We start from the raw sequence: 10,213 nt of genomic DNA, 5'->3' as shown, positions 1-10,213 counted from the left end.
AACCGTAGCGCCGGTTGGACTCCTCCGCCTCCGCCAGCCGGCGCAGGCTGAGCAGCACCGGCTCGTACAGCACGGTGAGCGCCACCGCCGCCTCCACCTGCGCGTACGGGTCCCCGTATCGCTCCACCATGTCGATGTCGGTGACGCCGAGCTGGTCCGCCAGCCGTCCGTACGGCAGCAGGTCCGCCGGCTCGCACGGATAGCCGGTCCTGGACAGTCCGGCGATCGCCCCGACCAGGACGCGGTACGCGGCCTCCGAGGCGCCCGCCGCCAGCGCGTGTGTCCAGCCCAGCTCCTCGAACAGCTCGTCCGCCCGGCGCCGCGCGGACTCCGTCTCCTCGTCCAGTTCGCCGGCCTCGAAGGCGGCGTCCAGCGCCCCGTCGTTGGGCAGCGCCCGTATCGCGGCGCCCAGGCGCGTGTGGTGGTCGATGGACTCGTCCTCGATGGCCGTGAGGACCTCGCGCGCGGTCGCGACCGGCATCCGGCCCACCTGGATCAGCGCGCGGACGAGACGCAGCCGGCGCAGGTGCTCCTCGTCGTACGCGGACTGGGTGGCGGTGACCCGGTGGCCAGGTCTGAGCAGCCCCTCCCGCAAGTAGTACTTGATCGTGGCGGTGGGGACCCCACTGCGCTCGCTCAGCTCCGCCATGCGCATACCGCTTGCACCTTCCGTTGGAGAGTGGCACTATCCAACCATGGATAGTGGCACTCTCCAATGAGAGGCCGCCCATACGCCGCCGCCGCGCGGCCGGAATGTTCCGGTGGCGACCGGAACCAAAGGGGGATCGTCATGCGTACAGAACTGATCGACGGCCGGATGACCGCGGACGCGAACGGCGACGTCGTCGTCTTCCTCATCGGGATGCGCGTCAACAACTTCCGTGCCCTGCGCAGCTGGTGGCCGGTGTTCACGGCCATGCCGAGGATGCTCAAGGAGCTGTCGCGGGACAAGGGCAGCGGGCTGCTGGGCTTCCAGTCGCTGCTGGGCTTCCCGCGCGTGCTGTACGTCGTCCAGTACTGGGACTCGAAGGAGAAGCTGTTCGCCTACGCCTCCGCGCGGGACGGGCAGCACCGCCCCGCCTGGGCGGAGTTCAACCGGCGGCTGCGCGCCGGCAAGGGCAAGGTGGGCTTCTGGCACGAGACGTACGTCGTCCCGGCGGGCTCGTACGAGAGCGTCTACATCAACATGCCGGCGTTCGGGCTCGGCGCGGCCACGGAGGTGGTCCCGGTGGGCCGCCGCGGCGAGAGCGCGGCCGACCGTCTCGGTTCCTGAGGATCGACGCCCTGAACTCCCCGGCTTCGCCAACTCCCCGAACACGGGGCCGGAGTTGGGGAGTTCCGCGGCGCGGTGAACGGCCGGGGCGGGAGCCTGCCCTGGCCGCGTAAGGCCGCCCTTCGTGGTCGATCAGCTGGTGCGCCGCAGCGCCTCCGACAGCCGCCCGGCCGCGTCGATGATCGCCTGGGCGTGCATCCGCCCCGGGTGCCGGCTCAGCCGCTCGATCGGACCGGACACCGAGACCGCCGCGACGACCCGGTTCGAGGGCCCGCGCACCGGCGCCGAGACCGAGGCGACGCCCGGCTCGCGCTCGCCGATCGACTGGGCCCAGCCCCGTCGCCGTACGCCCGAGAGCGCGGTCGCCGTGAACCGCGCCCCCTGAAGCCCCCGGTGCAGCCGCTCCGGCTCCTCCCAGGCCATCAGGATCTGCGCGGACGAACCCGCCTTCATCGTGAGCGTGGAGCCGACCGGCACCGTGTCCCGGAGTCCGGACAGGCGCTCGGCGGCGGCCACACAGATCCGCATGTCGCCCTGGCGCCGGTAGAGCTGCGCGCTCTCTCCGGTTACGTCCCGCAGATGCGTGAGCACCGGTCCGGCGGTCGCCAGCAGTCGGTCCTCGCCGGCCGCCGCGGCCAGCTCGGCGAGGCGCGGACCCAGGATGAATCTGCCCTGCATGTCCCTCGCCACCATCCGGTGGTGCTCCAGGGCCACGGCCAGCCGGTGGGCCGTGGGCCGTGCGAGCCCGGTCGCAGCGACCAGCCCGGCGAGGGTGGCCGGACCGGACTCCAGAGCGCTCAGTACCAGAGCCGCCTTGTCGAGAACGCCGACGCCGCTAGAGTTGTCCATGCAACGATACTCACGTCTCACTCTGTGAAACGCAAGTTCAATTTTCCGGGGAACTTGCCAACCTGTACGGACGGGCCTCACACGAACCGGGTCCGCAGCCGACGCGGGCACGGGGGGACACCGGCGTGGGCCCCACATATCTCCAGGACTGCCGGCGGCGCTGCCGGCCGAAGGGAAAGCGATGGGTAGGACACTCGCGGAGAAGGTCTGGGACGACCATGTCGTCCGGCGCGCCGAGGGCGAGCCCGACCTTCTCTTCATCGATCTGCACCTGCTGCACGAGGTCACGAGCCCGCAGGCCTTCGACGGCCTGCGCCAGAACGGCCGGCAGGTGCGGCGGCTCGACCTCACCATCGCGACCGAGGACCACAACACCCCGACGATCGACATCGACAAACCGATCGCCGACCCCGTCTCCCGTGTCCAGCTGGAGACGCTGCGCAAGAACTGCGCCGACTTCGGCGTACGGCTGCACCCGCTGGGCGACGTCGAGCAGGGTGTCGTCCACGTCGTGGGCCCCCAGCTGGGGCTGACCCAGCCCGGCACCACCGTCGTGTGCGGAGACAGCCACACCTCCACCCACGGCGCCTTCGGCGCGCTCGCCTTCGGCATCGGCACCAGCCAGGTCGAGCACGTCCTGGCCACCCAGACGCTGCCGCTGGCCCGCCCCCGCACCATGGCGATCACCGTCGAGGGCGAACTGCCCGCCGACGTCACGGCCAAGGACCTGATCCTCGCCGTCATCGCCCGGATCGGCACCGGCGGCGGCCAGGGCTACGTCCTCGAATACCGCGGCTCCGCCATCGAGAAGCTCTCGATGGAAGCCCGCATGACCATCTGCAACATGTCGATCGAGGCCGGCGCCAGGGCGGGCATGATCGCCCCCGACCAGATCACCTTCGACTACCTCCGGGGCCGCGACCACGCCCCCGACGGGTCCGACTGGGACGCCGCCGTCGAGTACTGGCGGACGCTGCGCACCGACGACGACGCCGTGTTCGACGCCGAGGTCTTCATCGACGCCACCGAACTGGCCCCGTTCGTCACCTGGGGCACCAACCCCGGCCAGGGCGCCCCGCTGTCGACGCATGTCCCCGACCCCGCTTCGTACGAGGACGCTTCGGAGCGGCTCGCCGCCGAAAAGGCCCTGGAGTACATGGGGTTGACCGCGGGCCAGGCACTGCGGGACATCAAGGTCGACACCGTCTTCGTAGGTTCCTGCACCAACGGCCGCATCGAGGACCTGCGCTCGGCGGCCTCGATCCTGGACGGCCGCAAAGTCGCCGACGGCGTACGGATGCTGGTGGTCCCCGGCTCCGTAAGGGTCGCGCTGCAGGCCGTCGCCGAGGGCCTGGACAAGGTCTTCACCGGCGCCGGCGCCGAGTGGCGGCACGCGGGCTGTTCGATGTGTCTGGGCATGAACCCCGACCAACTCGCGCCCGGCGAGCGTTCCGCGTCGACCTCGAACCGCAACTTCGAGGGCAGGCAGGGCAAGGGCGGCCGGACCCATCTCGTCTCGCCGCAGGTGGCCGCGGCCACCGCCGTCCTGGGCCACCTCGCCTCGCCCGCCGACCTGTCCGACACCCGCACCCCCGTGGAGGCCTGAGCGGTCATGGAAGCTTTCACCACACACACCGGCCGAGCCGTCCCGCTGCGCCGCGGCAACGTCGACACCGACCAGATCATTCCGGCGCACTGGCTGAAGAAGGTCACGCGTGACGGCTTCGAGGACGGACTCTTCGAGGCCTGGCGCAAGGACCCCGCCTTCGTCCTCAACCAGCCCGAGCGGCAGGGCGCCTCGGTGCTGGTCGCCGGACCCGACTTCGGCACCGGCTCCTCACGCGAACACGCCGTGTGGGCGCTGCAGAACTTCGGTTTCCGCGCCGTCATCTCCTCCCGGTTCGCCGACATCTTCCGCGGCAACTCCCTCAAGAACGGCCTGCTGACGGTCGTTCTGGAGCAGCGCGTCGTCGACCACCTCTGGGAACTGACCGAGGCGCACCCGACCGCGACGGTGACGGTGGACCTCGAAGCGCGTCAGGTACGTGCCGAGGGCCCCGACGGCGCCACGGTGACGGCCGATTTCGAGCTTGACGAGAATGCCCGCTGGCGCCTTCTGAACGGTCTCGACGACATCGGTCTCACCCTGAAGAACGAAGCGGACATCGCTGCGTACGAGGCCTCCCGACCGTCCTTCAAACCACGCACAATTGCCGTCTGATCAGCGATTTTACCTCCTTGCGCCCCCTGCCTCCGGGTAGGGGGCGCAGTGCCTTGTTGAGACCCCGTCGGGCGACAACTCGCCCCAGATGGCACAATCGGTGCATGGAACGCGACAGTCAACTCGAGCTTTACGGAGTGGTCGCGGACCGGCTCAAGGAAGCGCACACAAGGGTGCGCGCACTGCAAGTCCCGGAGGGCGTACGGATGGCGCTGACCCGGAAGCTGCTGGTCATCACGGCCGCGGCCAAACACGATCTCTTAGACGCGGCACGTCGTCTGGACCGTTTGATGAAGGACCTCGACGAGGGTCGATTCCCGGAAGGCGACTGAAGCCGCGGAACTCCGCGGGGTCGACTTCGTTGCGGCACTAGGGTGATTAGCCCGTTTCGTGTTTGATTTGCGGTATATATCTGCCTAACGTGCGGAAAAGCTTGAACACTTTCGTTCTGGCAATGTCTCCGAAGGGGAAGACGTGAACAAGGCGCAGCTCGTAGAAGCAATTGCGGACAAGGTCGGCGGTCGCCAGCAGGCGGCTGACGCGGTCGACGCGGTACTGGACGCGGTTGTCCGCGCCGTCGTCGCGGGTGAGCGGGTCTCCGTCACCGGCTTCGGTTCGTTCGAGAAGGTCGACCGCCCGGCCCGTTACGCGCGTAACCCGCAGACGGGTGAGCGGGTCCGGGTCAAGAAGACGTCGGTGCCGCGTTTCCGTGCGGGACAGGGCTTCAAGGACCTGGTGAGCGGCTCGAAGAAGCTCCCCAAGAACGACGTGGCCGTCAAGAAGGCTCCCAAGGGCAGCCTCTCGGGCGGTTCTTCCACCCGTACGACCGCGAAGGCCGCGGCCAAGAAGGCCACCGCCAAGAAGGCGACGGCGAAGAAGGCGTCCGCCAGGAAGACCGCGGTCGCGGGCACCGCCAAGAGGGCGGCCAAGAAGACCTCGGCCGCCAAGAAGACGGCGACGAAGAAGACCTCGGCGGCCAAGAAGTCGGCCGCCAAGAAGTCGAGCACGGCCAAGAAGGCCACGGCGAAGAAGACCGCGCCGGCCAAGAAGGCGACCGCCAAGAAGGCGCCCGCCCGAAAGGTGGCATCGCGCACGACCACCGCCAAGAAGACCACCGCGAGGAACAAGTAAGCGGCACAAGGTCGTAGGGCCACTCACGCGCCGGGCCGGGCTCCCCTCGGGGAGCCCGGCCCGCGGCGTTGTGGCGGCCCTCAGAACGTCTGCAGCGTCACCAGGGTGATGTTCCCGCTGTTCCCGCCCTCGCGTTCGATACGGACCCGCTGGCCCGGCCGCAGCAGCCGCAGGCCGCCCGCGTCGAACGCCGCGGCGTCGAATGCCACCGGGGTCCCGTCGTCGAGCAGCACACTGCCGCTGCGGGTCTCGGATTCGAAGGTGTAAGCGGTCGCCTGCATGCCCGCCAGCGTATCGGTCAGCACCCCGGCCGCGCGCCGGAGACCGGGTCGCGGTACGGGCCGCGGACGCCGCACGCCGTGCGGTCCGGTGGACGGGCCGCGTGGTGCCGTGCCGTGTACGGGCCCAGCCCCAGCGCGGCGGCGGCCAGCAGATCCTCTCCGGTATCGACATCCCGCCGTACGGAATCCACACCGGCCAGGACAATTTCCACCGCGCCCGTGGACAAATGCCGGTGCCGCGAAGCCCCGCCGAATGCCGGATTCAATTCCGATCCGGCACGCGCGGCCAGCAAAGTCGTACCGATTTCGGCGGCGTCCGCGAGAAATGCGCGCGGAAAATCCCCGGCGGCGGTGAGCACCCGCGCCAGCTCAGCGGGGCGCAGCGCCGGCAGATCGGCGTTGAGCGCCGCGACGGCCGCCCGTGGCCTGTCGGCCCTGACCGCCCGCGCGCCGTGCGCCAACGCCGCGTTGAGCCCCGCCGCCGGACTGTCGGGGACGGTGCGCGCGCCCAGGGCCGTCAGTTCGGCCGCGGCCAGCGGATCGTCGGTGACAACCACCACGTCGCGTACGACGGGGCAGGCCAGCGCCGCGGCGACGGTGTCCTGGGCGAACGCCAGCGCCAACTGGGGCCGTAGCAGCTCGCCCGTCGACACGGCGAGCCTGCTCTTGGCCGCCACGAGCGGCTTCAGCGGGACCACCAGGGACCAGGCGGCCGTCGGGTCGGTGTTCGTGGCGAGCTCTCCGTCCTCAAGCGTTCGGCCCTCTATTGTGGCCCGATCGCGCCGCGCGGCGCGGTGGAGGGCCCCCCGTGCCGCCGAAATGGGGAACGGAGCCCGCAGATCCGGCCCAGGGACCGGGGCGTACGGTGTTCACGACAGGGCAGAGGCCCGGGGCGACACCCGACCCCCGGCAGCCAGGGCCGGCCCAAGCCAGGCCACAGAGAAAGGTGTCCGAGTGTCCCGCCCCAGAATCGGCTTCTGGTACCGCCTGGCAGCGGTCATCGCGAAACCGCCGTTGGTCGTTCTGTTCAAGCGGGACTGGCGGGGGATGGAATACATTCCGGCGCACGGCGGATTCATCACCGTGGTGAACCACAACTCGGCTCTGGATCCTCTCTCCTACGGACACTTCCAGTACAACAGCGGCCGGGTGCCGCGACTGCTCGCCAAGGCGGCCCTCTTCGACGTGCCTTTCGTCGGCATGATGCTCCGCGGCACCGGCCAGATTCCCGTCTACCGCGAGAGCTCCAACGCCCTGGACGCGTTCCGGGCCGCCGTGAACGCCATCGAACGCGGGGAATGCGTCGCCTTCTATCCCGAAGGCACCCTCACCCGCGACCCGGAGATGTGGCCGATGACCGGCAAGACCGGTGCGGCGCGCGTCGCCCTCCTGACGAAGGCGCCGGTCATTCCCGTCGCGCAGTGGGGCGCCAATCTGGTGATCCCGCCGTACCGCAAGGTGGAGAAGTCCCTCTTCCTCTCGCGCCCGACGCTGCGCGTGAAGGCGGGCCCGCCGATCGATCTCTCCCGTTTCCACGGCATGGATCCGACGCCCGAGATCCTCCGTGAGGTCACCGAGGTCATCATGGCGGCCATCACCGAACTGCTCGCCGAGGTACGCGGCGAGCCGGTACCCGCCGCACCGTACGACCACCGCAAGGTTCTGGAAGAGAAGCGGCGCAAGGCCGCGGAAGAGGGGTTGCAGTGACGCGCGTCGCGGTCTTCGGGACGGGATCGTGGGGAACGGCGTTCGCCATGATTCTCGCCGACGCGGGATGCGAGGTGACGCTCTGGGCCCGCCGCCCCGAGGTCGTCGACGCGGTCAACAACACCCGCACCAACCCGGAGTATCTGCCGGGCGCCGAACTGCCCTCCACGGTACGGGCCACCACCGACCCGGCCGAGGCCGCCAGGGACGCCGAGTTCACCGTCATCACCATCCCCTCGCAGACGCTGCGCGCCAATCTCGCCTCATGGGCCTCGTCGCTGCCCCGGGACACGGTGCTCGTCTCCCTGATGAAGGGCGTCGAACTGGGCACCGCCAAGCGCATGAGCGAGGTGATCGGCGAGGTGGCCCAGGCACCCGCCGACCGCGTCGCCGTCCTCACCGGTCCCAACCTCGCCGGTGAGATCGCCGCCAGGCAGCCCGCCGCCGCCGTCGTGGCGTGCACCGACGAGGCCGTCGCCACCCGGCTCCAGGCGGCCTGCCACACGCCGTACTTCCGCCCGTACACCAACACCGACGTGGTCGGCTGCGAACTCGGCGGCGCGGTCAAGAACGTGATCGGGCTCGCCGTCGGCATCGCCGACGGCATGGGACTCGGCGACAACACCAAGGCGTCGCTGATGACACGCGGCCTCGCCGAGACCACTCGCCTGGGGCTGGCGATGGGCGCCGACCCGCACACCTTCTCCGGACTCGCCGGAATGGGCGATCTGATCGCGACGTGTTCCTCGCCCCTCTCCCGGAACCACACCTTCGGTACCAACCTCGGACGCGGCATGACGCTGGAGGAGACGATCGCGGCGAGCACGCAGACCGCGGAGGGCGTCAAGTCCTGCCAGTCGGTGCTGGATCTGGCCCGGCGGCACGATGTCGACATGCCGATCACCGAAACGGTCGTGAGCATCGTGCACGAGGGGAAGCCCCCGCTCGTCGCGGTGAAGGAGCTGATGGCGCGCAGCGCCAAGCCCGAACGCCGCTGACGCCGCGCCGGTCAGCAGGTAACCTCATCGCGATATGAGCAGCGAGAACCTCCCCCAGAGCCCTGAGCAGCAGCTCCGCAAGCCGCGTGTGGCGGTCGTCTTCGGCGGCCGCAGCTCCGAGCACGCCATCTCGGTGGTCACCGCCGGCGCCGTACTGCGGTCCATCGACCGTACGAAGTACGACGTGCTCCCCATCGGTATCACCACCGAGGGGCGCTGGGCGCTCACCGCCGACGAACCCGACCGCATGGGCATCGCCGACCGCCGGCTGCCGAGCGTCGAGGAACTGGCCGAGTCCACGGAGGGCGGCGTCGTCCTCTCCGTCGACCCCGGCAACCGCGAGGTCGTCTACAGCGAGCAGGGCTCCGTGCCGAAGGCGCTGGGCGAGGTCGACGTGGTCTTCCCGGTGCTGCACGGCCCGTACGGCGAGGACGGCACCCTCCAGGGGCTGTTGGAACTCTCCGGCGTCCCCTACGTCGGCGCGGGTGTTCTGGCGTCCGCAGTCGGCCAGGACAAGGAGTACATGAAGCGGGTGTTCCTCTCGTACGGGCTGCCCGTCGGGCCGTACGAGGTGATCCGCCCGCGCGAGTGGCAGCTGGACCCCTCCGGTGCCCGGAAGAAGATCGTGGACTTCGCCGCCGAGCACGGCTGGCCGGTCTTCGTGAAGCCCGCCCGCGCCGGGTCGTCCATGGGGATCACCAAGGTCGACGCCCTCGAAGGCCTGGAGGACGCGATCGAGGAGGCGCGGCGCCACGACCCGAAGATCCTGGTCGAGTCGCTGCTGCGGGGCCGGGAGATCGAGTGCGGGGTGCTGGAGTTCGAGGACGGGCCGCGCGCGAGCGTGCCCGCCGAGATTCCGTCCGTCACGGCGCACGAGTTCTACGACTTCGAGGCCAAGTACATCGACGCCGCGGCCGGCCTGGTGCCCGCGCCTCTTACGGAGGAGCAGACGGCGGAGGTCCAGCGGCTCGCCGTCGAGGCGTACGACGCCGTGTCCTGCGAGGGACTCGTCCGCGCGGACTTCTTCCTTACGGAGGACGGCGGGTTCGTCATCAACGAGATCAACACGATGCCCGGTTTCACACCGATCTCGATGTACCCCCGTATGTGGCAGGAGAGCGGCGTCGGCTACGCGGAACTGATCGACCGGCTGATCCAGGCGGCGCTGCGCCGTCCGACCGGACTGCGCTGAGACTTCGGGTCCGCCCCGGGCCCCTCGGAGCCGTACGCCACGGGCGGGCCCCGGCGCTAGAGGCTGGGCGGGACGGAGTCGGCGACCGGTGCCGCGAAGTCCGAGAGCGGACCGATGTCGTGCAGGTACCGCTCGCCGAGGGTGACCTCGACGTACGTCTTGCGGTACGTGGTGGTGAACCGGGGCCCCGAATCCCGCTCCTCCAGCATCCAGTTGACGCCGTCCACGTCCACCCCCTTCGCCTGGGGGTCACTCATCCGCTCGGGCCGGGGGACGCCGCAGCGCAGTACGATCGCGGCGTCTCCCCACCCGGCGGTCAGCACGGAATCCGGCTCCGGATCACTCCGGTCGTGCCCGTCGACGGTCTTCGGCAGCTCCTTGTCCAGCGCGCGGCAGAAAGCCGCCTCCTCCGCCGGGGGGCCGGGAACCGGGACGGATGCCGGGGCGTCCGTGGAGGAGCAGCCGACTGTCACGGCGAGCACGAGGACGGCGGGCAGGCGGGCGAATCGGGGGCCGGATAGCCTGCGCAGCGGAAGGGTCACCGGCCAAGCGTAGACGGGG

General features: G+C 70.1%; 13 protein-coding genes. 8 read left to right on the top strand and 5 right to left on the bottom strand.

Going from position 1 to position 10,213, the window contains the following annotated elements; translation table 11 throughout:
- Positions 1–655, bottom strand: a 655-nt coding sequence (locus IEY79_RS00745; RefSeq protein WP_189105254.1) for a MerR family transcriptional regulator, incomplete at its 3' end; no start/stop codon positions are given.
- Positions 656–790: 135 nt separating this feature from the next.
- Between IEY79_RS00745 and IEY79_RS00740 the strand changes: the two genes are divergently transcribed.
- Positions 791–1,273 (top strand): DUF4188 domain-containing protein, encoded by a 483-nt coding sequence (locus IEY79_RS00740; protein WP_189105253.1) that lies wholly within the window; start codon positions 791–793, stop codon positions 1,271–1,273.
- Between the two features lie 132 nt (positions 1,274–1,405).
- Here the strand turns inward: IEY79_RS00740 and ndgR are convergent, their stop codons facing one another.
- Complete coding sequence (gene ndgR / locus IEY79_RS00735; protein WP_078074883.1) at positions 1,406–2,122, bottom strand: IclR family transcriptional regulator NdgR; 717 nt, start codon at positions 2,120–2,122, stop codon at positions 1,406–1,408.
- Between the two features lie 181 nt (positions 2,123–2,303).
- On the opposite strand from ndgR, the gene leuC reads away from it, so the two are divergent.
- The 4 genes from leuC to IEY79_RS00715 all read left to right on the top strand — a co-directional run bounded on the left by leuC (position 2,304) and on the right by IEY79_RS00715 (position 5,474).
- The gene (gene leuC, locus IEY79_RS00730) at positions 2,304–3,728 is read left to right on the top strand and encodes a 3-isopropylmalate dehydratase large subunit (protein ID WP_189105252.1); all 1,425 of its coding nucleotides are present in this window, start codon (positions 2,304–2,306) and stop codon (positions 3,726–3,728) included.
- Between the two features lie 6 nt (positions 3,729–3,734).
- Positions 3,735–4,343: a 3-isopropylmalate dehydratase small subunit gene (gene leuD, locus IEY79_RS00725; protein ID WP_189105251.1), complete on the top strand. Its 609-nt coding sequence runs from the start codon at positions 3,735–3,737 to the stop codon at positions 4,341–4,343.
- A 104-nt stretch (positions 4,344–4,447) separates the two neighbouring features.
- Positions 4,448–4,675, top strand: coding sequence for an SCO5555 family protein (locus IEY79_RS00720; RefSeq protein WP_023538403.1), 228 nt, complete (start codon positions 4,448–4,450; stop codon positions 4,673–4,675).
- A gap of 142 nt (positions 4,676–4,817) precedes the next feature.
- Entirely contained in the window at positions 4,818–5,474 is a 657-nt protein-coding gene (locus tag IEY79_RS00715) for an HU family DNA-binding protein (RefSeq protein ID WP_189105250.1), read from the top strand.
- 80 nt (positions 5,475–5,554) lie between these two features.
- Here the strand turns inward: IEY79_RS00715 and IEY79_RS00710 are convergent, their stop codons facing one another.
- Entirely contained in the window at positions 5,555–5,755 is a 201-nt protein-coding gene (locus IEY79_RS00710) for a hypothetical protein (protein ID WP_189105249.1), read from the bottom strand.
- A gap of 17 nt (positions 5,756–5,772) precedes the next feature.
- The gene (gene cofC, locus IEY79_RS00705; protein WP_229700573.1) at positions 5,773–6,522 is read right to left on the bottom strand and encodes a 2-phospho-L-lactate guanylyltransferase; all 750 of its coding nucleotides are present in this window, start codon (positions 6,520–6,522) and stop codon (positions 5,773–5,775) included.
- A gap of 187 nt (positions 6,523–6,709) precedes the next feature.
- Between cofC and IEY79_RS00700 the strand changes: the two genes are divergently transcribed.
- The 3 genes from IEY79_RS00700 to IEY79_RS00690 are packed head-to-tail and all read left to right on the top strand — an operon-like array spanning position 6,710 to position 9,652.
- Complete coding sequence (locus tag IEY79_RS00700; protein WP_189105247.1) at positions 6,710–7,462, top strand: lysophospholipid acyltransferase family protein; 753 nt, start codon at positions 6,710–6,712, stop codon at positions 7,460–7,462.
- Positions 7,459–8,460, top strand: coding sequence for an NAD(P)H-dependent glycerol-3-phosphate dehydrogenase (locus IEY79_RS00695; protein ID WP_189105246.1), 1,002 nt, complete (start codon positions 7,459–7,461; stop codon positions 8,458–8,460). The genes IEY79_RS00700 and IEY79_RS00695 overlap by 4 nt, the downstream gene beginning before the upstream one ends.
- Before the next feature lie 34 nt (positions 8,461–8,494).
- Positions 8,495–9,652: a D-alanine--D-alanine ligase family protein gene (locus IEY79_RS00690; RefSeq protein ID WP_189105245.1), complete on the top strand. Its 1,158-nt coding sequence runs from the start codon at positions 8,495–8,497 to the stop codon at positions 9,650–9,652.
- A gap of 56 nt (positions 9,653–9,708) precedes the next feature.
- Here IEY79_RS00690 and IEY79_RS00685 read toward each other — a convergent pair whose 3' ends face one another.
- Positions 9,709–10,194: a DUF3515 domain-containing protein gene (locus tag IEY79_RS00685; RefSeq protein WP_189105244.1), complete on the bottom strand. Its 486-nt coding sequence runs from the start codon at positions 10,192–10,194 to the stop codon at positions 9,709–9,711.
- Between the last annotated feature and the right edge of the window lie 19 nt (positions 10,195–10,213).

Source organism: Streptomyces camponoticapitis (assembly GCF_014646115.1).
Taxonomy (GTDB): domain Bacteria; phylum Actinomycetota; class Actinomycetes; order Streptomycetales; family Streptomycetaceae; genus Streptomyces; species Streptomyces camponoticapitis.
This window is presented reverse-complemented; position numbering and strand designations above follow the sequence as displayed.

What these genes read in the sequence shown, in the direction of transcription:
- leuC (WP_189105252.1), top strand. Translation starts at nt 2,304, where the DNA reads ATGGGTAGGACACTCGCGGAGAAGGTCTGGGACGACCATGTCGTCCGG.
- IEY79_RS00690 (WP_189105245.1), top strand. Translation starts at nt 8,495, where the DNA reads ATGAGCAGCGAGAACCTCCCCCAGAGCCCTGAGCAGCAGCTCCGCAAG.
- IEY79_RS00710 (WP_189105249.1), bottom strand. Translation starts at nt 5,755, where the DNA reads ATGCAGGCGACCGCTTACACCTTCGAATCCGAGACCCGCAGCGGCAGT.
- IEY79_RS00740 (WP_189105253.1), top strand. Translation starts at nt 791, where the DNA reads ATGCGTACAGAACTGATCGACGGCCGGATGACCGCGGACGCGAACGGC.
- IEY79_RS00720 (WP_023538403.1), top strand. Translation starts at nt 4,448, where the DNA reads ATGGAACGCGACAGTCAACTCGAGCTTTACGGAGTGGTCGCGGACCGG.
- leuD (WP_189105251.1), top strand. Translation starts at nt 3,735, where the DNA reads ATGGAAGCTTTCACCACACACACCGGCCGAGCCGTCCCGCTGCGCCGC.
- ndgR (WP_078074883.1), bottom strand. Translation starts at nt 2,122, where the DNA reads ATGGACAACTCTAGCGGCGTCGGCGTTCTCGACAAGGCGGCTCTGGTA.